Source organism: Sphingopyxis sp. (genome assembly GCF_965279755.1).
Taxonomy (GTDB): Bacteria; Pseudomonadota; Alphaproteobacteria; order Sphingomonadales; family Sphingomonadaceae; genus Sphingopyxis.
Map to the genome: position 1 here is coordinate 1,158,487 of NZ_OZ257261.1, position 21,886 is coordinate 1,180,372.

Sequence of the window (21,886 nt, forward strand, 5' to 3'; positions counted from 1 at the left end):
TTTTCTTTGGGGTCAGGCGAAGATCAGCGAAAAGACGACGAAGACAGCCAGCGCCTCGACCATCGCGCGCGAGGCGTGCAGCGCGGCGCGCCAGCGGCTGGTCCGCAGATGCTGCGCGAACCACAGGATCTGCAGGCTCCCGAACCACAGCAGGGCGAAGGCGAGCAGCGCCAGCCCCGCGATCCCGGCCGCCAGCGGCTTCAGTTGCAACAATATGCCCGCCCCCGACACCATCAGCGCAAAGGGCGCAGCGACATAGCATTGGCTATAGAAGGGCGCTTTCAGCGGCGCCCGGTCGAGCTTGCGCCCCCGCGCTTTCACCAGCCGCGCCGCCATCACGAGCGGGAACAGGCTGAAAAAGGCGACGCGCATCAGGATATAGGTCGAATCGTCGTTCACCAGCCCGCCGAGCCCGGTCTTGTCGAGGACGATCGCACTCTCGCCGACCGTCGACAGTTCGAGCGCATGACTGATGACCAAAGTCAGCAGCAGGAACAGCGGCGGCGACAGCGTGTCGGTATATTGTTTTTCCTCGGCATCGCCCTGCTCGGCGTCCGAATAATCCATCATCTTCAGCGGCCGCGTCAGCGCGCGCCACAGCGTGACCGGATAAAAGATCAGCCACGCCATGACCTCGTAGAGCAGCTCGTCGAGCGACTTCAGGAGGTTGAAGAAATTCATGCCGCCCCCGTTTCCGCGCGGCTACCGGCTCATGCCCGCGCGCCGGCTTCTTCGACGCCCGCGCTATTGTGTCGCAGCGCCTTTAGCACGGTGTCGACGATCTGCGGCGCGTTGAGGCCCGCCTGATCATATTGCAGCTCGGGCTTGTCCTGATCCTGGAAGATGTCGGGCAGCCGCATCGTGCGCAGCTTCAGCCCCGCGTCGATCAGCCCCTCGTCGCTCGCGAGGGTCAGCACATGCGCGCCGAGGCCGCCGACGCTGTTCTCTTCGATCGTCACGCAGACCTCATGGCCCGCGAGCGTCTTGCGGATCAATTCCTCGTCGAGCGGCTTGGCGAAGCGCAGGTCGATCACGCTCGTCGACAGCCCGCGCGCTTCCAGCGTGTCGGCTGCCTTCAGCGCCTCGCCCAGCCGGGTACCGAGCGAGAAGATCGCGACGGCCTTGCCCGCGCGCACGATACGGCCCTTGCCGATCTCCAGCTTCTCGGGAACCTCGGGAAGCGGCACGCCGGTGCCATTGCCGCGCGGATAGCGGAAGGCGATCGGCCCGTCGTCATATTCGGCGGCGGTGTAGGTCATATGGACCAGCTCGGCCTCGTCGGCGGCCGCCATCACCACCATGTTCGGCAGGGTCGCCAGATACGTCACGTCGAACGAGCCCGCATGGGTCGAACCATCGGCTCCGACGAGCCCTGCGCGGTCGATCGCAAAGCGCACCGGCAAATTCTGGATCGCGACATCGTGCACGACCTGATCGTATGCGCGCTGGAGGAAGGTCGAGTAAATCGCCGCGAACGGGCGCATCCCCTGCGCCGCAAGACCCGCCGCGAACGTCACCGCATGCTGTTCGGCGATCCCGACGTCGAAGGTCCGCTCGGGATGCGCCTTCGCGAATTTGTCGACGCCCGTCCCCGACGGCATCGCGGCGGTGATCGCGACGATCCGCGGATCGCTGTCCGCCAGTTTGGCAAGCGTTTCGCCGAAAACATTCTGATAGGCGGGCGGCCCCGGAGGCGCCTTCGCCTGCTCGCCGGTGATCACGTCGAACTTCTGCACGCCATGATATTTGTCGGCTGCGGCCTCGGCGGGGGCATAGCCTTTGCCCTTCATCGTCACCGCATGGATCAGCACCGGGCCATGATCGCTGTCGCGGACATTCTCGAGCACCGGGATCAGGTGGTCGAGATTATGGCCGTCGATCGGCCCGACATAATAAAATCCGAGTTCCTCGAAAAGCGTCCCGCCCATCGCCATACCGCGCGCGAACTCGTCGGTCTTCTTCGCCGCCTTGTGCAGCGGCTGCGGCAGCTTGCGGGCAAAGCGCCGTGCGATCTCGCGCAGCTCGATGAACGGCCGCGACGACACCAGCTTGGCGAGATAGGCCGACAGGCCGCCCACCGGCGGGGCGATCGACATGTCATTGTCGTTGAGGATCACGATCAGCCGGTTGCCCGCGATGGCGGCATTGTTCATCGCTTCATAGGCCATGCCTGCCGACATCGATCCGTCGCCGATCACCGCGATCGCGCGGCCCGGCTCGTCCTTCAGCTTGTTCGCGACCGCAAAGCCCAGCGCGGCGCTGATCGAGGTCGAGCTGTGCGCGGCACCGAACGGGTCATACTCGCTCTCGCTGCGCTTGGTGAAGCCACTGAGGCCACCGCCGGTGCGCAAGGTGCGGATTCGGTCGCGGCGCCCGGTGACGATCTTGTGCGGATAGCATTGGTGCCCGACGTCCCACACGATCTTGTCGCGCGGCGTCTCGAACACATAGTGAAGCGCGACCGTCAGTTCGACGACGCCCAGCCCCGACCCCAGATGTCCGCCGGTCGTCCCGACCGCCGATATCATCTCGGCGCGCAGCTCGTCGGCGAACTGGCGGAGGTCTTCAGGCTTCAGCTTGCGGAGGTCGGCGGGGACATCCACCGTGTCGAGCAGCGGCGTATGCGGACGGTCGGTCATCGCGTCGTCATAATGGTAACCGCCGATACTGTCGAACGAAAAGGGGCACGCGGCTCATCGCGCCGCGGGCGCCTCGCGAATGTCCGCCGTCAGCTGCCAGCAGTCGGCGGTCGGCGAAAACAGCAGATAGCCGCCGGGGCCGGTCTTCTCGATCAATGTCCCCGGCCCGTCGCCCTCGCCGGGCTCGAAACGCCCCGGCTGCCAGTCGACGCGCTGCCGCTCGTCCTGCGCGGTGTTGAACTCGACCTCGGTATAAACCAGCTTCGACGCGTCGCCGTCGGTGTCGAAGCGCCGCGCCGAATCGCCGGTGACATAACTGTAATCGATCATCAGGATCGGAAAGTCGTTCGCCGCCAGATAGTCGGCACGCGGCACGTCGCGGCTCTTGCTGTCGCTTCCCGTCCCGACGGTCGCCGCGGTATAGCGTTCGCGGACCGGCGCACTGTTGGCATAGGGCCACAGGAAGGCCGAGAAATCGCCGTTTGCGCACGCTTCCTTCGCCATATCGAGGAACAGGGCGTCGCTCTCCGCATCCGCATTCGCCGCCACCGGCACCGCCGCAAACATCAGGGCACACGCCGCCGCTGCAAATTCCGTCTTTCGCATCCTGTCCTCTTCTATCCTTCGCCGTCCGACGGCGCTTCGCTATCCTGTTCGACCCGCTTGGCCGCGTCGACCTGCGCATAAAGCCCGCGCACCATCAGGTCTGTGAACACCAGCATAACCCCGACCATACCGAGCAGCAGCGCGACGGCCACAACGGGAAACGGCCCGAGCGCCTCGACTTCGTTCCGCCGCATCGCCACCGCGAGCAGTGCCGCGGCCGCCATGAACGCATAACCAACGAAGCGCCCCGCACGCGTCATGCCGCAACGCCTCCGGGCGGCGCCCCATAGTCCGCGAGATCGATCGCCATGATGTCGGAAATCAGGTCGCGCTTTGCGACATAACGCGCCGCGTCGCGGAGATCCTGCGCCAGATGCCGCTTCAGATACGGTGCCGCCGCCATCGGGTCGCGCCCCGCCAGCGTTTCGCTGATCGCAAGAGCACTCATCAACGCCCGCTCGGACAAATAGCCCTGCCAGCCCGAGAGATACCAGCCTCCGCCGATCGAGGTGCCGATGTCGTCCTTGGTGTGATAGCCATAGCGGGCCGTGTTGCCGAGGAAGATACCGAACCCCAGAGCGACCGCGGTCAGATCGGTGAGCAACTCCTCGCATTCGGCCCCGCCCGGCGCAACGCGACGCGTTCCGGTCATCCAATAATGCGCCGTTTCATGTCCCAGCGTCGCGACGAGCGCGCCTTCGTCCTCGAGCTGGCCGCGGTCGGCGACGATTTCGGCGAGCCAGCCGCCCGCGCCATCCTCGACGAGCTGAAAGGTTCCCGCCGCGCTTTCGCCGCTGTGGGCCAGCGCGTGCCGATCCGACACCGCCACATGCGGTCGCGCCCCATCGACCATCACCAGCCGCGCCGGCCAGTCGCCGATACCCGCGATCGCCATCACCTGCCCCAAAAGCTCGGAAGCACGTGCATCGCCGCTTAACCTGCTATCCGGAAAGCAGGCGCCGTCGGGCGTTGCGAGCATCCGTCCCCGATGCGCCTCCACGCCCCCGAACTCGTCGAGCAACCAGCGGAAACCGGCTAGTTGCCATTCCCACTCCGCTGCCGCGAGCGGTCGCTTCGGTCCGAACAGGCTCACCACGCAACCGTCATCCCTACGGAACCAAAGCGTATCCGGTGACTTAGACAGGGGATCAAGCGAGGCTGGTGCATGAATGTCACGATGGAGTGAAAAGCATCCCCCCGCAAGACGAAGTCTTTGCATTGCCGCGACAATCCCATACACCCGCCGCGAGGGGGCAAGAACATAGGATGGATATGCCCGATTTGACGCCGCTCTTCCGCTTTGCCTGTGCGGCTCCGTTCGCCGCCGCTCTCGTTGCTTTCGCGGCGCCCGCTGCCGCCGAAGATGCGGCGCTTCCCTATGACTTGCCCACGACCGTGGCCGATCCGTCGCCGATCGCGCCGCCCGTCCCGGCGCCCGATGACGCGCCGGTGCTGTTCCTGCAGGACAGCGGCGACATCGACGAGAATATCCTGCTGCCCGCCGCACGGCCGCACGATGACGACGACAACCGCACCTATGCCCGCGACTATTTCGCAATCGCTGGCGGGGTCATCACCGTGCCGAGCTACAATGGTTCGGACGAGCGCAACATCCTGCCCGCCTTCTATTTTCGCGGCCGTTTGAAGGGCTACAGCTTCTCGACCCGCGGCACCAATTTCCAGGTCGATCTGATCCGTCAGCAGCGCGGGCAGAAAACCGACATCAAGTTCGGCCCGATCATCAACCTGCGCAGCGACCGCACCGGCCGGATCAAGGATGCGCAGGTCGAGGCGCTCGGCGACCGCAAGATGGCGGTCGAGCTTGGCGTGTCGGCGGGGGTCACCCAGACGGGTCTCATCACCAGCGACTATGACCAGCTCGGGCTACGCGTCGTCGCGCTGAAGGATATCAGCGGCAAGCATGGCAGCTGGGTCGTCTCGCCGACGATCGATTATGGCACCCCGCTGTCGAAGCGCGCCTACATCGGCATGTCGGCCTCGTTCAACCTCTATGGCAAGGGGTTCGGCCGCTATTATTTCGACGTCGATCCGGTCGGCAGCGCCGCGAGCGGCCTGCCGGTCTATACCGGCGCCAGCCGCAAGGCGACGCTCGGCAAATATACGATCGGCCTCGCCGGCGCCTATGCGCTGTCGGGCGACCTTCGCAAAGGCTTCGTCCTGATCGGCGGCGCGCAATATGGCCGGATGACCGGCCGCTACGCCGACTCGCCGATCGTCGACATCGCGGGCAGCAAGGACCAGTTCCTCGCGGGCGGCGGGGTCGCGTACCAGTTTTAGGCGCCAAGCCCCGCCATCCGCATCCGCGCCTTCATTGCATCGACGAACCGCCGCACCGACGGCAGCGCCGCACGCGACGGCTCGAACAGCAGATGCACCGGCAGCGGCGGCGGCGCTTCGTGCGGCAACAGCGCGACCAGCCGCCCCGCATCGACCGCCCCGGCGACCTGATAGCTAAGCAGATTTGCGATCCCGCGCCCCGCCTCGGCGGCGGCCATCGCGGCATCGACGGTATTGACGCTGAGCCGCGGCCGACGGTCGAAACGCCAGCGCCCGCTGGCCAATTGCCACTCGTTCGTCGTGCGTGGCCCCTCCATGCCGACGATGTCGTGCCCGCTAAGGTCGGCGATCGTCGCCGGCGCGCCGCGCCGCGCGAGATAGGCGGGGCTTGCGACCAGCATCTGTCGCACCGCGCCGACCCGCACCGCCTTCAGGCTCGAATCGGCGAGCGGTCCGATCCGCACCGCGACATCGATCCCTTCCTCGACGATGCGGACATTCCGATCGATCAGCATCATCCGCACCATCAGCTCGCCATGTTCGACCAGCAGCGCATCGACGACGGGCAGCACATGCAGCCGGCCGAACATCACCGGCGCGGTCAGATAGAGCTGCCCGCGCGGGTCGGCCTGAACACCCCGCACCGCGCGCTCGGCATCGGCAAGTTCGGCTAGCAGCCGCCGCGCTTCGCCCAGAAACGCCGCCCCCGCATCGGTAAGCGCGACCGCGCGCGTCGAGCGGTGGAACAATGCGGTCCCCAGCCGCGCTTCGAGCGCCGCGATCCCGCGCGTTACCGCGGGCGGCGAGCTGCCCAGCTTGCGCGCCGCGGCGGCGAACCCGCCTTCGCCGGCGACCGCGACGAACATCTCCAGCGTCTGCAACCGGCCCATGATTATTCCAGTATCTGAAATTAACTTATGCAGTTCTTTCCGATTATCACCATCGGAGCAATGCAATAAATCGGCGTGGCGAACGGAGAGCCAAGCCCCCTCCCCCGACTGCTTCGCTCGCACCTTTGCCCGAAAGGCCCCGACGATGGCACGCAACTACCGGCACACGCTTTTCGACGACGCGGTGAAGACGCTGCAGGAACAGCATGGCTCGCGCGCCTCTTATGCAAAGATGGACGCCGGCGCGGACGGCGCGCCCGACACGCTGACGCCAAAGGAAATCGCCTTCATCGAGGAACGCGACAGCTTCTACATGGCCAGCGTCAATCCCGAGGGCTGGCCCTATATGCAGCACCGCGGCGGCCCCGCCGGTTTCCTGCGCCATATCGCGGGCAACCGGATCGGCTTCGCAGACTATCGCGGCAACAAGCAGTATATCAGCACGGCCAATTTGATGGGCAACGACCGCGTCTCGCTGTTCCTGATGGATTATCCGAACAAGGAGCGGCTCAAGCTCGTCGGTCATGCGGTGAGCATCGAGCTCGCCGACGATCCCGCCGCGGTCACCGCGCTGATGCCCGAAGGCTATCGCGCGACGCCCGAGCGGGCTTTCTTCATCGATGTGATCGGCTGGGAATGGAATTGCTCTCAGCACATCACCCCGCGCTTCACCGAGGCCGAAATTTCCGCAGCGATCAAGCCGATGGCGGCCGAACTCAACCAGTTGCGCGCTGAAATCGCCGCGCTCAGAGCGGAAAGGGACGACCAATGACCACCCCCTACACCCAGGGCGCCCATCACATCGGCCTCGCGGTCCGCGACGTGGCCGAGGCGCGCGATTTCTTCGTCGATGCGCTCGGCTTCGCCGTCGCCGCCGAGCGCCCGGACTATCCGGCGATCTTCGTCAGCGACGGCACGACGCTTCTGACGCTGTGGCAAGTCGCCGATCCTTCGGGGGCCGCGCCCTTCGACCGTCGCGCGAACATCGGCCTCCACCATCTCGCGCTCCGCGTCGCCGATCTCGATGCACTGCGCACCGTCTTCGCGCGCGTCCAGAACCACCCCGGCACCATCATCGAGTTCGACCCCGAGCCCATCCGCGAAGGCGCGACGACGCATCATTTCGTTTGCGCAATGCCCGGCGGTATCCGTATCGAATTCGCCACCCCCTTCGCCTGAGGAGAGCCGTTATGCCCTATGTGAACATCCAGATCACGCGCGAGGGCGCGACCCCCGGGCAAAAGGCCGAGCTGATCGCCGGCGTCACCAAGCTTCTGGTCGATGTTCTCGGCAAGAATCCCGCGACCACCGTCGTCGTGATCGACGAGGTCGATACCGACAATTGGGGGATCGGCGGGCTGCCCGTTCTTGACTATCGCGCCGCGCAGGCCGCGAAGGAGGAAAAGCCATGACCGCGACGAGCAACGCCCCCGCCTTTGCGCTGATCATGCTTCTGACGGGCATCGGCATCCCGATCCTCGCCGCCTTGAACGGCGGGCTCGGCGCCCGGCTCGGCAGCCCGATGGCGGCATCAATGATTCTCTTCGGCCTCGCCTTCCTGATCGCGACCACCGGGGCGCTGCTGACCAGCTCGGTCGGGCAGGTACGCTTCACCTCCGACATTCCTGCCCAATTCTACTTCGGCGGGCTGTTCGTCGCTTTCTATGTGATCGCGGTAACCTTCATCGCGCCGAAGTTCGGCGTCGGCAATGCGATCTTCTTCGTCCTCGTCGGCCAGCTGATCAGCGCCGCGACGATCGACCATTTCGGGCTGTTCGGCGCGATGCGTTCGGCGATCGATGCCAAGCGCGTCGCGGGAATCGCGTTGATGATCGCAGGTGTGTATCTCGCGCGGAAGACGAGCTAGCGCCGCATATAGACCCAGCTCCGCGCGCCCGACCCGTCGATTTTCGAAATCGTCGCGGTCAGCCGTTCGCCCTCGCGAACATAGCGAATGCGCTGCGGATAATCATGCGCAGCATTCTCGAAGGTCGCGCTCGCGGCGTCATGCTGCACGAGCGGAAACGCCACCGGCGCGCTGCCGCCCGGCTGTGCGATATAGGCTATCGCGCCATCGGCATCGGCCTGAACGCGCAGAAACTCGAATTCGCGTAGGACCGCGCCCTGCCCCGACCGGCTCGCCCCCAGCATCACGCCGCCACGCGGGAGCGACCAATATTCCTCGGTCCAGCGGCCGTCCTTCTCCTGCACCCAGCTTCCCGCCATCCACGCCAGATCGTCGACCCTTGCAGACGCGGGCGCGGGTGGGGCCGCGGCGAGCAACAGCGCCGACAATGTGGCCAGAATGATGGTCATGATGCGCCTCCCTTTGCCCGCCTTCTGCCATGTACCGCATCCCGCGTCTTGAACCGACACGACATCCGTCGTCTAACCGCCGCATGGACTATCGCGAGATACCCCCGCCGTCGCATCTCGTGGGCCTGATCAAGGCGCGCTGGACGCTTGCGGGCGACGGCGATGCCGCAGCATGGCTTGCGCAGCAGGCGACCCCCGACGGCTGTATCGAACTGATCCGCCGCACGCGCGGCCGTTCGCGCTGGGACGGCGACCAGCCCGAAAGTTTCGTTGTCGGGCTCGTCGACCGCCCGCAGCCGTTCGAAATCAGCGGCGACGCGGCGTTCGAGGCGCTGCGGATCTGGCCCTGGACGTGGTCCTTGCTCGGCGGCATCGCTCCCGCTGACGTTGCCGGCCGCTGGGTGCCGTGGGAGGCACCCTCGTTCACGGCGGTCGAGGATCGTCTTGCGGCGGCGACCGACCTCAACCGGATCGGTGCGGCGCTGATCGCGGCACCCACGGTTGCGACAATGTGCGATGCGACCGGCATGGCCCCGCGCGCGCTCCAGCGCTGGTTCGCGCGCCATGTCGGCCTGCCCCCGCGCGTCTGGCTACGTCTGGTCCGCTTTCAGGGCGCCTTCGAAAGCCTTCCGGGCGAGCCGAGCCTCGCTGGCCATGCCGCGGCGCGCGGATATGCCGATCAGGCGCATATGGCGCGCGAATTTCGCGAGCTGGCCGGCGTTCCAGCCACCGCCGCACGGCGCCGCGCGCGCGGCCCCTTCCTCGACTAGCCCCCTCCTCGACGAGATCCTTCTTCGATCAGGCCGCCTCGCGTCCCGCAAAGTCCGCGCGCGCCGCCAGCACCGCGTCGAACTCGCGTTCGATCCATTCGAACAGCGGGGTCAGCGAATGGCCGAGCGACACGCCCAGCGGCAGCAGATGATATTCGACATGCGGCGGCACCGTGTGGAAATCGCGCCGTTCGACCAGCCCGTTGGCTTCCAGTGCGCGCAATGTCTGCGTCAGCATCTTCTGGCTGATCCCGCCGACGCGCCGCTTGAGCTCGCCGTTGCGGTGATAGCCCTGCGCGATCACGAGCAGCAGCAGCAGGCTCCAGCGGTCGCCGATCAGGTCCAGTATGTCGCGCGAGGGGCACCCCGCATCGCAGGGGTCAACCTTCGCTATCCAGTCGGGAGCCTTTTCTTTCATAGTTACCTCAAGGTGCGTACTACACTTTTGGTTCCTACCCCATCATGTTCGCTTCCGCAAGCCGGGGCCGTTGCCCCTTCCCCCCGGGCCCCGGCTGCACAGGTCCAGGAAAGGAACGAGATATGACGCAGGTTGCCATCATCTATCATTCGGGCTTCGGCCATACCGAAGTGCTCGCAAAGGACGTCGCGCGCGGGGTCGAGGCTGCGGGCGGCGCGCCCGTGCTGCTCGCGATCGAGCCGGGACAGACCGACTTCGACAGCTTCTTCGCGGTCGCGAACGAATCCGACGCGCTGATCTTCGGATCGCCGACCTATATGGGGACCGTCTCGGCGCCGATGAAGGCGTTCATGGACGCCAGCGCTGCCGTCTATTTCACCAAGCGGTGGAAGGACAAGCTGGGCGCGGCCTTCACCGTCTCGGGCTCGCCTTCGGGCGACAAGCTCAACACGCTCACCAGCCTTGCGATCTTCGCGGCGCAGCACGGGATGCTGTGGATCGGCACCGGCCAGAACCCCGGCAACAATGACGACACCTCGGCCGCCACCGATGTCGAAAACCGCCTCGGCAGCTTCATCGGCGCGATGGCGCAGGCCGCGAACGACAGCGCAGAGGTTACGCCGAAGGCCGGCGACCGCGCCACTGCCGCGTCGCTGGGCCGCCGCGTCGCCGAAGCCGCCACGCGCTGGACCGCCGGCGCGCGCGAGGCTGTCACCGCCGCCTGACGCCTGACCGCGCGCCGCCTCCTCTCCGGCGGCGCGCGGCAGCGCTTACATCTTGTGCGCGGGTACCGCCTTCGCGGCCACCTTGCGCTTCGGCGCGACCGGGTGCTTCGCGGCAACACGATGCCTGGCCGGCGCGCGATGCCTGGCCGCGACGCGGTGCTTCGGCGCCGCATGGCGCTTGGCCACCACATGATGCGGCGCGGCGGCATGACCATCGCGCTGCAGGCAATTATCGGTCACCGTCTTCGAACAGATCGGCGTCGCGTCCTGCGCGTTGGCGGACGTCCCCGAGAGCGCGAGCAGGGCTGCAGCGCCCAGCGCGGCGATTGTGGTCTTCTGCATGATAGGCCTTCCTTTCATCCCGTGGATGGGAAGGCTCGACCTTCGCACAGCCATCATGGCCGTGCGGAGTCCGCAACATTACAAGCGCGCAATGCGGTCAGGTGGCAATCCGCACCGGCATATGGACGAAGCCATGCAGGAACGGGCTCGGCAGTCGCTCTGCCGGGCCTTGCGGTGCAATCCGGATTCCGCGCGACACGATTTCCTCGATCAGCGTGCAGAGCTGGATTTCGGCCAGCCGCGCCCCGACGCAGCGGTGGATGCCATGGCCGAAGGCGACGTGCCGCCGCGCATTGTCGCGGCGCACGTCAAAGCGTTCGGGATCGGGAAACACACTCTCGTCGTGATTGCCCGAAATATACCAGAGGATCACCTTCTCGCCCTTGCGAAGCCGCTGCCCGCCCAGTTCGACATCCTCGGTGCAGGTGCGCCGCATATGCGTCACCGGCGACTGCCAGCGGATGATCTCCTGCGCCGCATTCGGGATCAGCGACGGATCGGCGCGCAGCCGGTCGAGTTCGCCAGGAAAGCGGTCGAACGCCTCGATCAGCCCGCTCATCGAATTGCGCGTGGTGTCGTTGCCGCCGACGATCAGCAGCGCGATATTCGCGAGCCGTTCCATCGGATTGAGGCTCCCCATCGCCTCGCTGTGCACCATGCGCGAGAGCAGGTCGTCGCTCGGCGGCATCGCCTTGCGCTTGGCAAACTCCTCGTCGAAGCGCGCGAGCATCGCGGTCATCTGCGCCATCCACTCGGCGCGATATTCTTCGGTCGCGGTCTCGGGCGAGACATTGCCGCCATAGTCCGACCAGCGCTTCAGGTCGTGGCGCTCTTCCCACGGAAAATCGAACAGGATGCACAGCATCCCGATCGTCAGCGGCACCGAGACGCTTTCGACCCAGTCGAAGGTCTCACCGACCGGCAGCGCATCGAACAGCTCGCGCGTCCGCTGCTTCACCGTCTTCTCGCGTTCGGTCATCTGGCTGGGGTTGAAGGCGGGCGCGATCACCTTGCGCTGCGCGGTGTGCACCGGCGGGTCGGCGGCGATGAAGTTCGGCAGATTCGACTGCGGCGGCGGGTCGGCGATGACGATATTGCCATTCTCCCATGAGGAGGAGAAGATCATCGGGCTGAGCTCGACCTGCTGGATCAGCGGATGCGTCACCACCGACCAGTAACCGCCATAGGGGCTGTCGGGGCACCAGCTCACAGGCATGTCGGCGCGCAGTTTCGCAAACGGCTCGCGCCAGCGGTCCTCGGTATACAGCGCGATGTCGCTGACATCGACCGGGTTCACCGCACGCGCTTCGTCCATCACCGACGCCATATGTCTCTCCCGCCGCCCGCGTGATCGCGGATCTTGCGGCGCCGACTATGCCACGCTTGCGGGGCGAGTCCAGTATCGCCGATGGACAGCCCCCGCGCCCGCGCCTATAACCGCGCCATCCCCGGGGAGCCTGTGTGCAGAAACAGGTTGAGAGCGGAACAGCCCGCGACCCGTTGAACCTGATCCGGGTAATACCGGCGGAGGGAGGGCCGGCATTTCCTACCGGAAAACCGTCTTTCGCTCCGATACAATGGAGCGACTGCACATGGCCGACATCGACTCGAAATTCGAATCCGCAACCCCCATCGGTGTCACCACCGGCCCGATCCGCGGCAGCCGCAAGATCCACGTCGCGACCCAGACCGGCAGCGGCATCCGCGTCGCGATGCGCGAGATCGACCTCGACCCGCATTCTGGCGAGCCCCCCGTCCGCGTCTATGACACCAGCGGCCCCTACACCGACGTGAACGCCACGATCGACATCAACGCCGGCCTGCCCGAGATCCGCGCCGACTGGATCCGCGGCCGCGGCGACGTCGAGGACGTCACCCAGCGCGAGGTGAAGCCCGAGGATAACGGCCAGCTCGGCCCCGACCGCAGCGGCGGCGTCCCCGCCTTCCCCAACGTCCGCCGCAAGGTGCTGCGCGCCAAGCCCGGCGCGAACGTCAGCCAGATGCACTACGCCCGCCGCGGCATCATCACGCCCGAGATGGAATATGTCGCCGAGCGCGAAAATCTCGGCCGCGCGCGCCTCGCCGAATATAAGCGCGACGGCGAAAGCTTCGGCGCCAGCATCCCCGATTACGTCACCCCCGAATTCGTCCGCGACGAGGTTGCGCGCGGCCGCGCGATCATCCCCAGCAACATCAACCACCCCGAGAGCGAGCCGATGGCGATCGGCCGCAACTTCCTCGTCAAGATCAACGCCAATATCGGCAACAGCGCGGTCGCGTCCGACGTCGCGAGCGAGGTCGACAAGATGGTCTGGTCGATCCGCTGGGGCGCCGACACCGTCATGGACCTGTCGACCGGGCGCAACATCCACGACACGCGCGAATGGATCATCCGCAACTCGCCCGTCCCGATCGGCACCGTCCCCATCTATCAGGCGCTCGAAAAGGTCGGCGGCGTCGCCGAGGACCTGACGTGGGAAATTTTCGCCGACACGCTGATCGAACAGGCCGAACAGGGCGTCGACTATTTCACCATCCACGCCGGGGTCCGCCTGCCTTATGTGCCCCTCGCGGCGAAGCGCATGACCGGCATCGTGTCGCGCGGCGGCAGCATCATGGCGAAATGGTGCCTCGCGCATCACAAGGAAAGCTTCCTCTACGAACGCTTCGACGAGATTACCGAGATCATGAAGGCCTATGACGTCGCCTACAGCCTCGGCGACGGCCTGCGCCCCGGCAGCATCTATGACGCGAACGACGAGGCGCAGTTCGCCGAACTCTACACGCTGGGCGAGCTCACCAAGCGCGCCTGGGCGCAGGATGTGCAGGTGATGATCGAGGGGCCGGGCCACGTCCCGATGCACAAGATCAAGGAGAATATGGAAAAGCAGCTCGAAGCATGCGGCGAGGCGCCCTTCTACACATTGGGGCCGCTCACCACCGACATCGCGCCCGGCTACGACCATATCACCAGCGGCATCGGCGCCGCGCAGATCGGCTGGTACGGCACCGCGATGCTCTGCTACGTCACGCCGAAGGAGCATCTCGGCCTCCCCGACCGCGACGATGTGAAGGTCGGCGTCGTCACCTACAAGCTCGCCGCCCACGCCGCCGACCTCGCCAAGGGCCACCCCGCCGCGCAGGTCCGCGACGACGCGCTGAGCAAGGCCCGCTTCGAATTCCGCTGGCGCGACCAGTTCAACCTGTCGCTCGACCCCGACACCGCCGAGCAATATCACGACCAGACGCTACCGGCGGAGGGCGCCAAGTCGGCGCATTTCTGCAGCATGTGCGGCCCCAAATTTTGCTCGATGAAGATCAGCCAGGAAGTCCGCGACTTCGCGAAGCTGCAAAATCAGGACAGCGCGGGCTTTATCGCGGCGGAGGAAGCCGAGAAGGGCATGGCGGAAATGAGCCAGGTCTATGAGGATACGGGGCGCGAGCTGTATATGGGCGCGGGTGGCCGCGAACACGACTGATGGCCAGCGGGGGATTGTTCGGAAAGCTGTTCGGACGGCGCCAGCCTTCCGCCCTCGAATTCCTGCAATCCGCCCGCTGGAAATGCACGAGCTGCGATGTCGAGCATGAAGGCATGTTCGACATCGGCTCGCAGGCGCCCGACCATTGGGGCAAGGCCGAACAGCTCGAACCCAATGGCGCGCTGCGCCTCGACGGCGATTTCCTGTCCGAAGATTTCTGCGTGATCGGCGGCGAGCACTTCTTCGTCCGCTGCGTCTTCGGCATCCCCGTCCACGGCATGCCCGAGAAATTCGGCTACGGCGTCTGGTCGACCCTCTCGCGCGAGAATTTCGACCGCTATGTCGATGGCTTCGACGACGGAAAATATAGCGACATGGGACCGTGGTGGGGGTGGTTCGGGAATAGTCTCAAGGGCTTTCCCGAAACGATCAACCGAGGCTGCTGGGTCCATCCGCAATTGGGGCGGCAACGCCCGGTGATAAGCCTTGACGACGAGGATCACGAACTGGCGATTGCGCAGCGGGACGGTATTAGCCCCGAGCAGCTACTCGAACTCTACTCCGAATATGGTCACGCGCCCGACGTAAGCTGACCACATTAATTATGGAGGCTGTTGTGCCTCCCACCGCAATTCCGAATAGCTTAGCCGCCGCGCCAATTCCTAGACGGCGTGATTGGGATTTATTGCTCGCGTCCAGCTACTTCTAATTCGTCGTCGTCATTCGCTAGCGTCGCTGCCGCCACTGTGGCAGGAACCGCGATTGCCGCCACTGCTCCCGCCTTCGCTGGAAGCAATGCAAGCAATTTTGAAGCCAGATCCGGGACTCTGTTGAGTGCACTACGCATATTAGGATTGCTCAGCGCCTCCTCTAGAGGAGAACTATGATAGCTGGGATCGACCAATCGAATTGGCGCTTCCTCGAATCTATCCAGTGCCGCTGAAAATAGCCTCGTACGCATTTCTTCATCTATATCAGTCGCCTCGATTCGGTATCCCTCATATGCCTGAGCAACTGACGCCTTAAAGGCATAATCTTCGGCCAAGCGAAATGTTGTTCCAATTTGCTTCGTTGAAAGCCAAGCGAACCAGACAGGGGCACCGATTCCTATTATCGCAAGAAGCGCGTTTACGACTATTATAGTACTAGATTTATCTCCTGTTAGCACCTCTTTCAGCGTATTTACACGCTCCCATCCGATACCAAGCGCAGTTATCAAGGCAACTGCCAATCCAATTGTCCACCACATTCCTGCTTTGGACAACGATTGCTTTCTAGCTTCAAATGCTTTTGCGAGTCCAACCGCAGTTGCACCGCGGAGTGCATGCTCACTTTTTGCCAAAATACTTTCGGCATGCTCAGATGTCTTAGATATTTTATCTTCAGTTAGTTTTATGTCTTTTTCAAACCGAATCTTGGCATCACCGACAATTTCGCTATCTTTTTTGACCTGTTCCGCAAGCTCTTGAGCTGATGTTATCAGCTCTGAAAGCTCAACCCTCTTCTCTGCCAGTTCGGCCAGATCGGTTGGCAACTGATCTGCTGCTGAATGCGCATTCTCGATATCAGAAATCTTTTTTGCAATATCTTTTGAACGAGGCTCAAGTTCAGATAGTCTAGCGTCCATAGAACGGAGCCTCGCCGAAAGGTCGCGCGGCAGTAGCGATTTTTGATCTTTTAGGTCCTCCCAGTTCACCTTCGGCTCCCTTGGAGGCAACGTAGGAATCGCCGCGTCAATCATTTGCAATATAGTTATCGCATTACTGAACTGAATATGATGCCCCTGATTCATCGCGTTGAATTGCAAAGCATTCAACCCCGGGATAACGCTTCCTAGCCACGTTCCAAATTGGTCGATCTCCAACTGCTGCTTTGTTAAACGCTCGACGCGTAAAGCTACAATTTCAGCATAGCCAGCTACAGTTTCGGCGGACACGGAAATCCCGGTTGCGCCAACGATCTGAGAGAATGGCTCTGTGTTTGACCATCCAATTGAGGTCATTTGATTTTTTAGTCTCTCGCCCGCAGCTCGTATAGCATCGGCAACTTCTGAAACTGTAGTCACACGCCCCCCGATCAACCTCTTTAAACTCGTACGCATCTACATTGACGGTGATTTGCCAAATATCAAACTAATTTGATACAGAAAGAGGTACTTCGCTGGTCCAAGGCTACAACGACATTCTACCGAATCTCCAAGTGCCAATCCACCAGCAGTCGTCCCCACCCCCACACCATGCTACGCCCCCACCCATGCGCGCCCGAAACCCCCTCTACGTCATGGCCAAGCCGCCGCCGGAGGTGCAGGCGCAGATCGCCGCGCTGCCGCGCAACGACCCCGGACGCGGCCCCGACCTTCTCCATGTCACCCTCATCTCGCTCTACGACCTGCACACTGCGCCGCCCGATTGGCTGCCCGCGACCATCGCCGCGCTGGACGGCTTCGTCGCGGCGCCCTTCCCGCTCCGCTTCGACCGGATCGAGAACCGCAAGGCGGTGACTTTGCGCACGCGCGATCCGCTGGTCGAGGCGCGGGCGTTCCAGAAGGCACTGGTGAACCATCTGCTGCGCGAAAAGGCGCCGATCATGGACGGCACCACCCCCGAACCGCACATCACGATCAACTATCACGGCGACCGGCTGAATGCCCAGAAGATGCCGCCGATCGGCTGGACGGTCGACGAGATCATCCTGATGGAAAGCATCGTCGGCAAGACCACCCATGTCGAACACGGCCGCTGGCCGCTCCGCGGGGATGCTTCCTGAGATTGCAAACCCCCACCCCAGCGCTTACCCTCGCGGCATGTCGCACCCCTCGAACATCGTTCATTGCAGTGGCCCGCAAGACCCGCACGCGCTCGACGGCATTTCGCCGCGTCACCGCACCGGCGACCTCGACCTGCGCTGCCCGGTCTGCGCGGGGCATGGCCAGTGGAACAGCCAGATCGACCTGGTCAGCCACCGCTCGATCCGCGTCGTCTGCCCCAAATGCGACGGGCGCGGCTGGATCGAGACAGGGGCCGATATGGTGCCCAGCCACGACATTTCGCTGTCGCCCGAGGGGCGACCGCAATGGGTGGTGCGGCTCGACCCGTCCGACGATATCGAATAGCCGCTCGCTGCGGCGGCTCAGCTCGCCAGTGCCATGCGGTCGCGACCGCCGTCCTTGGCGGCATAGAGAGCGGTGTCGGCGCGCGACATCAGGCTGTCGAGCCCTTCGCCGCTGTGCGCTGCGGCGAGCCCGAAGCTGCACGTCATGCGCTTGAGCCCCGTCGCGGCAGGCACCGGCATATGCGCCAGCGCATCGGCGATGCGCGCAACCAACGCCGCGGCGTCGACCGCCGCGGGGACCAGCAGCGCGAACTCCTCGCCGCCCAGCCGCGCGACGATGCTGCCCTCGGGCGCCGCGCGCTCGAGCACCGCGGCGGCGTGCGCCAGCGCCAGATCGCCCGCGGCATGGCCCATGCTGTCGTTGATCCGTTTGAAATGGTCGATGTCGGCGACCAGCAGCTGCGCGGTCTCGCCCCCCGCCAGCCGCGCACGCGCCGCCTCGACAAAGGCGCGGCGGTTGAACAGCCCGGTCAGCGCGTCGTGCCGCGCGAGCGTGTCGAGCGTCGCATTCGCCTGATGCAGCCGGTAGGTCAGCACCGCGACCCAGCCATAGGCCGGCGGCGCGACGAGCAACGGCACGATCGCCGAAGCCCACATCGCCCCGGCATAGTCGAGGTCGCCCAGCAGCACGAAGCTGAGATGGGTGAACAGCAGCGCCGCCCCGACCGAGAAGGCGACGACCAGCAGCCCCCCCAGCACGAGGCGCGTTTTCAGACTGAGTCGGGCGGCGACCATGCCGCCACCCTAACCACCCGACGATGAAATGGGGTTAAGAAATCGCGCTGCGCCGTACGCCGCGGGACGCCGGGCCCCGAAGCGCCTTTCCGAATCGCCGCGGCCATGCTCCAACAGTGCGCCGACGAACGAAGGAGCTGCGATCCGATGTCCGACACCCCGACCGGCCCAGACGCCGGCGCCACCTTCTACCACGGCACCCGCGCCGACCTGAAATCGGGCGACCTGCTCGCCGCAGGATGGGGCAGCAATTATCAGGCGGCGCCGATGTCGTGGATCTATTTCTCCGCCGCATTGGAGTCGGCGATCTGGGGCTGCGAGCTCGCCGCGGGAGAGGGCCGCGAGCGCATCTATATCGTCGAGCCGACCGGCGACTGGTTCGACGACCCGAACCTGACCGACAAGAAATTCCCGGGCAACCCGACGCGCAGCTATCGCAGCCGCTCGCCGCTGCGCATTATCGGCGAGGTCGAGAGCTGGGAGCCGCATGCGCCCGAGGTATTGGCCGCGATGAAGGCGAATCTCGCGCGGTTGCAAGCCGAGGGCGCGCCGATCATCGACTAGTCTTCAATCCGGAACGAGCCCCTGGACCGGACCAAAGGGAATTGAACCCATGCTGACGACACTCCTCACCCTCGCCGCAGCCGCCGCGACTCCCGCCCCCTCTGCATCCCCCGCCGACCTCGCGGCGATCGAGGCGACATGCTTCGACTATGTCGACGGCCAGCTTCAGGGCGATCCCGAACGGGTGGAGCGCGCGCTGCACCCCGACCTCGCGAAGCGCCGCGTCATCGGCGACACCCCCGACGAACGGCTGGGGCTGCAACGGATGAGCCGCGAGGAACTGGTCGGCCTCACGCGGCGCGGCGCGCTCAAGACGCCCGAGGCCGAGTGGAACCGGTCGTGCCGCATCCTCGACGTCGCGGGCGATGCCGCCGCGGTGCGCGTCGAAACCCCATGGTTCGTCGACTATTTCCACATGGGCAAATTTGGCGAGCGCTGGGTCATCGTCAACGCCATGTGGCACATGAAACCGCGACCGCCGCGCGATTGACCGGGAACCCGGCACCACCCTCGCGAGTCTTGTTCAGAAGAGGGGCGAGCGCATGCCGCGCCGTCCGCCCGGCACGCCACCAACCGGAGTGATGCCGATGAACAAGCTTCTGATCCTGCCCCTTGCCGCTGCGACCGCCATGGTCGGCGCCTGCGCGACGACCGGCGACCGTTACGCTTACGACGATGGCGGCTACGGCTATTACGATCGCGGCTATTATGACCAGTATGGCCGTTATGACTATGACCGCCCCGACCCGCGCACCGGCGGCTATTACGCCGACAATTATTACCGCACCGACCGTCGCTATCGCGAACGCCGCCTTGGGAACAACGACCGCATATACCGCGGTCGCGACGACAAATACTACTGCCGCCGCAACGACGGGACGACCGGTCTGATCGTCGGCGGGATCGCCGGCGGCGTGCTCGGCAATGTCATCGCGTCGGGCCGCTCGGAAACGCTCGGCACCGTAATCGGCGCGATCGGCGGCGCGGCGGTCGGCACCGCGATCGACCGGAGCAACGTGCGCTGCCGTTAAGGCCGCGACTTAGCCCGCAATCTCGGCTGTCGCCGCCCGCTCGATCGCGCGGCGCCAGCCGGGTTCGGGGTCGAGCAGGAAGATATCGCGCAGCGCCGCCGCAATCTCGTCGGCCGACAGATAGCGCTGCTCGATGTGGCCATCGGTGCGGCGGATCGTCAGCCGGTTGTCGCGAAGGCCATGCCGCGCGTCGGCGGTGGTCCGTGCGGCAATCAACTGATGCCGGAAATGCGAGTCAGGATGCTGGCTGGTGTACCAGTTGCCGACCTCATAATCGATCGACGGCGCCGCCGCGCCCTCCAGATCATACAGCGTGCGCCATTCGCCCGCGAGGTCTGCTTCCAGCCGGTAACCGCCGTCGCGGCGCGACACGCGATAGGTTTCGTGGCGCGTCGCCTGCGGCCCCTCGCCGTCGAGCGCCAGCGGCTGCGGCGGCACCGCCGATCCGAAGCCGACGTCGGCGAGCCAGGGCCGCCCGCCCAGCCATACGCGCACCGTCATATGCGTGCGCGCCGTCGGCGGTGCATCGTCGGGTAGCATCCAGCGTACCCGGCCGATCAGCCCCTCGGCCTGAAAGCCGAGCTGCTGCAGGATGCGCAGGAACAGGCCGTTCTGCTCGAAGCAATAGCCGCCGCGGCGCCTGTCGATGATCTTCGCCTCGACCGCCTGCGGATCGATGTCGACCCCTTCACCGGTGAGCGCGTCTATCGCCTCGAACGGGATCGCCGCGATATGCGCCACCTGCAGCGCGGCGAGCGTCTCGAGCGTCGGCGTCACCGGTCCGTCGTACCCGATACGCGCCAGATAACGCGTCACGACGTTCGCCGGGCCCGCGGCATCGCGCGGCGAGGGGTCGGGGAAATCATCGCCGAAAACGGGGGCGTCGGAGCTATGCAACATGGATCATCATCCTTTCGCGAATCATGTTTCCCGCGCTTATGAAAGCTCAAGCGCAGTTGAGATCAAGTGCTCGATAGCCGCGCGGGGAATATGGCCGCCGTGGTCGTCCGATCGGCAAAGCGGCCGCTTATGAACGGCTTATCTATTGCCGAAGCGCGCCGGGTGAGGCACATCGGCACGAACATACCCGGTCAGGAGTTCCCATGCCCCGCTATCGCCTCGCCGCCGCGCTGCTTTCCGCCGCGACCGTCATCGCCACCAACCCCGCCCACGCCGCAACCTGCGAAGAGGCGTTCGTCAAAAAAGGCAATCCGGTGACCGGCTTGCGCTTTACCGCTGCGGTGACCGTAGCAGACCTGCCGCCGGCGGTCGCGATCGGCCAGATGCGCGGGATCGTCGCGGGCAAGGGCTATGACATCATGGCCGACGAGGCCGAATTTGGCTCGATGCTGATCGAACAGCCGATGACCGGCAGCGCGCGCGCCTTTCCGATCCAGATCACCGCGACCCAGACCGGCGGCATCGGCACCGTGGTGATGGAAGCGAAGCTCCGCGCCGGTCAGGCGGTCGGCGCCGACGCAGCCAAAACCGAAATGTGCGGCATCCTGAACCAGATCAAGGGCGGCAAGCTCGGCGCAGCAGCCGCAAAGAAGGGCGCAACCGCGACGACCGTCGCAGCCGCGCCGGTCAAGATCAGCGCGCTCGGCCTGTCGCAGCAGGTATCGAAGGATACCGAGCGCAACGCCGCGGGCATTCTCACCCGCTACAAAGGCAAACAGTTCACCGTCGACGGCCTCGTCGATTATGTGACCAAGGACGGCAGCGCGTTCCGCATTGGCTACAAGATTCCGAACCCGTGGGAACAGGCGATCCGCCTGCCGAATCAGGCCGATTTCAAGACCGACATCGTCTGCTACATGGCGCCCGGACAGGCCGCCTATTCGCTGCAACTGAAACCCGGCAAGAGCATCAAGCTGACCGGCACGGTCGAAGATTTCGACCAGTACAAGCACATCCTCTGGATGAAGGACTGCCGCCCGGCGCAATAAAACGCCGTGACCG

The 21,886-nt window shown here is 64.9% G+C and carries 28 protein-coding genes and 1 riboswitch; of the genes, 15 read left to right on the forward strand and 13 right to left on the reverse strand.

The features are described 5' to 3' along the window. Positions 1–12: 12 nt before the first annotated feature. The 5 genes from ACQY80_RS05685 to ACQY80_RS05705 are packed head-to-tail and all read right to left on the reverse strand — an operon-like array spanning position 13 to position 4,341. Positions 13–681, reverse strand: a complete 669-nt coding sequence (locus ACQY80_RS05685; RefSeq protein WP_428684491.1) for a hypothetical protein — start codon at positions 679–681, stop codon at positions 13–15. Between the two features lie 29 nt (positions 682–710). Next, positions 711–2,639, reverse strand: a complete 1,929-nt coding sequence (gene dxs, locus ACQY80_RS05690) for a 1-deoxy-D-xylulose-5-phosphate synthase (protein WP_428684493.1) — start codon at positions 2,637–2,639, stop codon at positions 711–713. A 54-nt stretch (positions 2,640–2,693) separates the two neighbouring features. Further along, positions 2,694–3,245 carry a hypothetical protein gene (locus tag ACQY80_RS05695; protein WP_428684495.1) on the reverse strand — a complete coding sequence of 184 codons (552 nt, stop codon included), beginning with the start codon at positions 3,243–3,245 and terminating at the stop codon, positions 2,694–2,696. 11 nt (positions 3,246–3,256) lie between these two features. Beyond that, positions 3,257–3,505, reverse strand: coding sequence for a hypothetical protein (locus tag ACQY80_RS05700; RefSeq protein WP_428684496.1), 249 nt, complete (start codon positions 3,503–3,505; stop codon positions 3,257–3,259). Further along, positions 3,502–4,341, reverse strand: a complete 840-nt coding sequence (locus tag ACQY80_RS05705) for a hypothetical protein (protein ID WP_428684498.1) — start codon at positions 4,339–4,341, stop codon at positions 3,502–3,504. Before ACQY80_RS05705 ends, ACQY80_RS05700 begins: the two co-directional genes overlap by 4 nt. A gap of 176 nt (positions 4,342–4,517) precedes the next feature. Between ACQY80_RS05705 and ACQY80_RS05710 the strand changes: the two genes are divergently transcribed. Next, complete coding sequence (locus ACQY80_RS05710) at positions 4,518–5,543, forward strand: MipA/OmpV family protein (RefSeq protein WP_428684499.1); 1,026 nt, start codon at positions 4,518–4,520, stop codon at positions 5,541–5,543. Here ACQY80_RS05710 and ACQY80_RS05715 read toward each other — a convergent pair. Continuing rightward, a complete protein-coding gene (locus ACQY80_RS05715; RefSeq protein ID WP_428684501.1) occupies positions 5,540–6,433 on the reverse strand; it encodes a LysR family transcriptional regulator in 894 nt (297 codons plus the stop codon). The two genes, ACQY80_RS05710 and ACQY80_RS05715, sit on opposite strands and share 4 nt — an antisense overlap. A 145-nt stretch (positions 6,434–6,578) precedes the next feature. On the opposite strand from ACQY80_RS05715, the gene ACQY80_RS05720 reads away from it, so the two are divergent. Genes ACQY80_RS05720 through ACQY80_RS05735 form a run of 4 tightly spaced genes read left to right on the forward strand, consistent with a single transcriptional unit; the run spans position 6,579 to position 8,300 of the window. Next, positions 6,579–7,205, forward strand: coding sequence for a pyridoxamine 5'-phosphate oxidase family protein (locus tag ACQY80_RS05720; RefSeq protein WP_428684503.1), 627 nt, complete (start codon positions 6,579–6,581; stop codon positions 7,203–7,205). Continuing rightward, positions 7,202–7,612 (forward strand): VOC family protein, encoded by a 411-nt coding sequence (locus tag ACQY80_RS05725; RefSeq protein WP_428684505.1) that lies wholly within the window; start codon positions 7,202–7,204, stop codon positions 7,610–7,612. The genes ACQY80_RS05720 and ACQY80_RS05725 overlap by 4 nt, the downstream gene beginning before the upstream one ends. An 11-nt stretch (positions 7,613–7,623) precedes the next feature. Further along, positions 7,624–7,845 (forward strand): tautomerase family protein, encoded by a 222-nt coding sequence (locus tag ACQY80_RS05730; RefSeq protein ID WP_428684507.1) that lies wholly within the window; start codon positions 7,624–7,626, stop codon positions 7,843–7,845. Continuing rightward, on the forward strand, positions 7,842–8,300 hold the full coding sequence (locus tag ACQY80_RS05735; RefSeq protein WP_428684509.1) for a DMT family transporter: 459 nt from the start codon (positions 7,842–7,844) through the stop codon (positions 8,298–8,300). Before ACQY80_RS05730 ends, ACQY80_RS05735 begins: the two co-directional genes overlap by 4 nt. Here the strand turns inward: ACQY80_RS05735 and ACQY80_RS05740 are convergent. After that, positions 8,297–8,749 carry a DUF6265 family protein gene (locus ACQY80_RS05740; protein ID WP_428684511.1) on the reverse strand — a complete coding sequence of 151 codons (453 nt, stop codon included), beginning with the start codon at positions 8,747–8,749 and terminating at the stop codon, positions 8,297–8,299. The genes ACQY80_RS05735 and ACQY80_RS05740 overlap by 4 nt on opposite strands. Before the next feature lie 83 nt (positions 8,750–8,832). Between ACQY80_RS05740 and ACQY80_RS05745 the strand changes: the two genes are divergently transcribed. Continuing rightward, entirely contained in the window at positions 8,833–9,519 is a 687-nt protein-coding gene (locus ACQY80_RS05745; RefSeq protein ID WP_428684513.1) for a helix-turn-helix domain-containing protein, read from the forward strand. Positions 9,520–9,547: 28 nt separating this feature from the next. On the opposite strand, the gene ACQY80_RS05750 is transcribed toward ACQY80_RS05745, so the two are convergent. After that, positions 9,548–9,937, reverse strand: a complete 390-nt coding sequence (locus tag ACQY80_RS05750) for a winged helix-turn-helix transcriptional regulator (protein ID WP_428684515.1) — start codon at positions 9,935–9,937, stop codon at positions 9,548–9,550. Between the two features lie 122 nt (positions 9,938–10,059). Between ACQY80_RS05750 and ACQY80_RS05755 the strand changes: the two genes are divergently transcribed. Beyond that, positions 10,060–10,662: a flavodoxin family protein gene (locus ACQY80_RS05755; RefSeq protein ID WP_428684517.1), complete on the forward strand. Its 603-nt coding sequence runs from the start codon at positions 10,060–10,062 to the stop codon at positions 10,660–10,662. Positions 10,663–10,707: 45 nt separating this feature from the next. On the opposite strand, the gene ACQY80_RS05760 is transcribed toward ACQY80_RS05755, so the two are convergent. Both ACQY80_RS05760 and ACQY80_RS05765 read right to left on the reverse strand, forming a co-directional pair. Beyond that, complete coding sequence (locus ACQY80_RS05760; protein WP_428684519.1) at positions 10,708–11,004, reverse strand: hypothetical protein; 297 nt, start codon at positions 11,002–11,004, stop codon at positions 10,708–10,710. Positions 11,005–11,101: 97 nt separating this feature from the next. After that, positions 11,102–12,331, reverse strand: coding sequence for a cytochrome P450 (locus ACQY80_RS05765; RefSeq protein ID WP_428684521.1), 1,230 nt, complete (start codon positions 12,329–12,331; stop codon positions 11,102–11,104). Between the two features lie 112 nt (positions 12,332–12,443). Continuing rightward, positions 12,444–12,554, forward strand: a riboswitch (TPP riboswitch). Between the two features lie 42 nt (positions 12,555–12,596). Between ACQY80_RS05765 and thiC the strand changes: the two genes are divergently transcribed. Together thiC and ACQY80_RS05775 are read left to right on the forward strand one after the other, a co-directional pair. Next, positions 12,597–14,483: a phosphomethylpyrimidine synthase ThiC gene (gene thiC, locus ACQY80_RS05770; protein WP_428684523.1), complete on the forward strand. Its 1,887-nt coding sequence runs from the start codon at positions 12,597–12,599 to the stop codon at positions 14,481–14,483. Beyond that, positions 14,483–15,076, forward strand: coding sequence for a DUF2199 domain-containing protein (locus ACQY80_RS05775; protein WP_428684525.1), 594 nt, complete (start codon positions 14,483–14,485; stop codon positions 15,074–15,076). Before thiC ends, ACQY80_RS05775 begins: the two co-directional genes overlap by 1 nt. A gap of 89 nt (positions 15,077–15,165) precedes the next feature. Here ACQY80_RS05775 and ACQY80_RS05780 read toward each other — a convergent pair whose 3' ends face one another. Next, complete coding sequence (locus ACQY80_RS05780; RefSeq protein ID WP_428684527.1) at positions 15,166–16,419, reverse strand: hypothetical protein; 1,254 nt, start codon at positions 16,417–16,419, stop codon at positions 15,166–15,168. Between the two features lie 317 nt (positions 16,420–16,736). Here ACQY80_RS05780 and ACQY80_RS05785 point away from each other — a divergent pair, with 317 nt between their 5' ends. Together ACQY80_RS05785 and ACQY80_RS05790 are read left to right on the forward strand one after the other, a co-directional pair. Next, complete coding sequence (locus tag ACQY80_RS05785; RefSeq protein ID WP_428684529.1) at positions 16,737–17,249, forward strand: 2'-5' RNA ligase family protein; 513 nt, start codon at positions 16,737–16,739, stop codon at positions 17,247–17,249. Positions 17,250–17,286: 37 nt separating this feature from the next. Beyond that, entirely contained in the window at positions 17,287–17,595 is a 309-nt protein-coding gene (locus ACQY80_RS05790; protein WP_428684531.1) for a hypothetical protein, read from the forward strand. A gap of 17 nt (positions 17,596–17,612) precedes the next feature. Here the strand turns inward: ACQY80_RS05790 and ACQY80_RS05795 are convergent, their stop codons facing one another. Further along, positions 17,613–18,329 carry a GGDEF domain-containing protein gene (locus ACQY80_RS05795; RefSeq protein ID WP_428684533.1) on the reverse strand — a complete coding sequence of 239 codons (717 nt, stop codon included), beginning with the start codon at positions 18,327–18,329 and terminating at the stop codon, positions 17,613–17,615. Positions 18,330–18,476: 147 nt separating this feature from the next. On the opposite strand from ACQY80_RS05795, the gene arr reads away from it, so the two are divergent. From arr to ACQY80_RS05810, 3 genes are all read left to right on the forward strand, one after another. Then, positions 18,477–18,893, forward strand: a complete 417-nt coding sequence (arr, locus tag ACQY80_RS05800; RefSeq protein ID WP_428684535.1) for an NAD(+)--rifampin ADP-ribosyltransferase — start codon at positions 18,477–18,479, stop codon at positions 18,891–18,893. A gap of 49 nt (positions 18,894–18,942) precedes the next feature. Further along, a complete protein-coding gene (locus ACQY80_RS05805) occupies positions 18,943–19,383 on the forward strand; it encodes a nuclear transport factor 2 family protein (RefSeq protein WP_428684537.1) in 441 nt (146 codons plus the stop codon). 97 nt (positions 19,384–19,480) lie between these two features. Next, the gene (locus ACQY80_RS05810) at positions 19,481–19,924 is read left to right on the forward strand and encodes a glycine zipper 2TM domain-containing protein (RefSeq protein ID WP_428684539.1); all 444 of its coding nucleotides are present in this window, start codon (positions 19,481–19,483) and stop codon (positions 19,922–19,924) included. 9 nt (positions 19,925–19,933) lie between these two features. Here ACQY80_RS05810 and ACQY80_RS05815 read toward each other — a convergent pair whose 3' ends face one another. Next, complete coding sequence (locus ACQY80_RS05815) at positions 19,934–20,824, reverse strand: arylamine N-acetyltransferase family protein (RefSeq protein ID WP_428684541.1); 891 nt, start codon at positions 20,822–20,824, stop codon at positions 19,934–19,936. A 203-nt stretch (positions 20,825–21,027) separates the two neighbouring features. Here ACQY80_RS05815 and ACQY80_RS05820 point away from each other — a divergent pair, with 203 nt between their 5' ends. Then, the gene (locus ACQY80_RS05820) at positions 21,028–21,873 is read left to right on the forward strand and encodes a hypothetical protein (protein ID WP_428684543.1); all 846 of its coding nucleotides are present in this window, start codon (positions 21,028–21,030) and stop codon (positions 21,871–21,873) included. Positions 21,874–21,886 lie beyond the last annotated feature (13 nt).

Coding starts and splice junctions, on each gene's coding strand:
- arr (WP_428684535.1), top strand. CDS start 18,477: ATGTCCGACACCCCGACCGGCCCAGACGCCGGCGCCACCTTCTACCAC.
- ACQY80_RS05795 (WP_428684533.1), bottom strand. CDS start 18,329: ATGGTCGCCGCCCGACTCAGTCTGAAAACGCGCCTCGTGCTGGGGGGG.
- ACQY80_RS05685 (WP_428684491.1), bottom strand. CDS start 681: ATGAATTTCTTCAACCTCCTGAAGTCGCTCGACGAGCTGCTCTACGAG.
- ACQY80_RS05740 (WP_428684511.1), bottom strand. CDS start 8,749: ATGACCATCATTCTGGCCACATTGTCGGCGCTGTTGCTCGCCGCGGCC.
- ACQY80_RS05735 (WP_428684509.1), top strand. CDS start 7,842: ATGACCGCGACGAGCAACGCCCCCGCCTTTGCGCTGATCATGCTTCTG.
- ACQY80_RS05750 (WP_428684515.1), bottom strand. CDS start 9,937: ATGAAAGAAAAGGCTCCCGACTGGATAGCGAAGGTTGACCCCTGCGAT.
- ACQY80_RS05805 (WP_428684537.1), top strand. CDS start 18,943: ATGCTGACGACACTCCTCACCCTCGCCGCAGCCGCCGCGACTCCCGCC.
- ACQY80_RS05760 (WP_428684519.1), bottom strand. CDS start 11,004: ATGCAGAAGACCACAATCGCCGCGCTGGGCGCTGCAGCCCTGCTCGCG.
- ACQY80_RS05820 (WP_428684543.1), top strand. CDS start 21,028: ATGCCCCGCTATCGCCTCGCCGCCGCGCTGCTTTCCGCCGCGACCGTC.
- ACQY80_RS05700 (WP_428684496.1), bottom strand. CDS start 3,505: ATGACGCGTGCGGGGCGCTTCGTTGGTTATGCGTTCATGGCGGCCGCG.
- ACQY80_RS05765 (WP_428684521.1), bottom strand. CDS start 12,331: ATGGCGTCGGTGATGGACGAAGCGCGTGCGGTGAACCCGGTCGATGTC.
- ACQY80_RS05725 (WP_428684505.1), top strand. CDS start 7,202: ATGACCACCCCCTACACCCAGGGCGCCCATCACATCGGCCTCGCGGTC.
- ACQY80_RS05730 (WP_428684507.1), top strand. CDS start 7,624: ATGCCCTATGTGAACATCCAGATCACGCGCGAGGGCGCGACCCCCGGG.
- ACQY80_RS05790 (WP_428684531.1), top strand. CDS start 17,287: ATGTCGCACCCCTCGAACATCGTTCATTGCAGTGGCCCGCAAGACCCG.
- ACQY80_RS05815 (WP_428684541.1), bottom strand. CDS start 20,824: ATGTTGCATAGCTCCGACGCCCCCGTTTTCGGCGATGATTTCCCCGAC.
- ACQY80_RS05715 (WP_428684501.1), bottom strand. CDS start 6,433: ATGGGCCGGTTGCAGACGCTGGAGATGTTCGTCGCGGTCGCCGGCGAA.
- ACQY80_RS05695 (WP_428684495.1), bottom strand. CDS start 3,245: ATGCGAAAGACGGAATTTGCAGCGGCGGCGTGTGCCCTGATGTTTGCG.
- ACQY80_RS05710 (WP_428684499.1), top strand. CDS start 4,518: ATGCCCGATTTGACGCCGCTCTTCCGCTTTGCCTGTGCGGCTCCGTTC.
- ACQY80_RS05775 (WP_428684525.1), top strand. CDS start 14,483: ATGGCCAGCGGGGGATTGTTCGGAAAGCTGTTCGGACGGCGCCAGCCT.
- ACQY80_RS05785 (WP_428684529.1), top strand. CDS start 16,737: ATGCGCGCCCGAAACCCCCTCTACGTCATGGCCAAGCCGCCGCCGGAG.
- ACQY80_RS05755 (WP_428684517.1), top strand. CDS start 10,060: ATGACGCAGGTTGCCATCATCTATCATTCGGGCTTCGGCCATACCGAA.
- ACQY80_RS05720 (WP_428684503.1), top strand. CDS start 6,579: ATGGCACGCAACTACCGGCACACGCTTTTCGACGACGCGGTGAAGACG.
- ACQY80_RS05745 (WP_428684513.1), top strand. CDS start 8,833: ATGGACTATCGCGAGATACCCCCGCCGTCGCATCTCGTGGGCCTGATC.
- dxs (WP_428684493.1), bottom strand. CDS start 2,639: ATGACCGACCGTCCGCATACGCCGCTGCTCGACACGGTGGATGTCCCC.
- ACQY80_RS05810 (WP_428684539.1), top strand. CDS start 19,481: ATGAACAAGCTTCTGATCCTGCCCCTTGCCGCTGCGACCGCCATGGTC.
- thiC (WP_428684523.1), top strand. CDS start 12,597: ATGGCCGACATCGACTCGAAATTCGAATCCGCAACCCCCATCGGTGTC.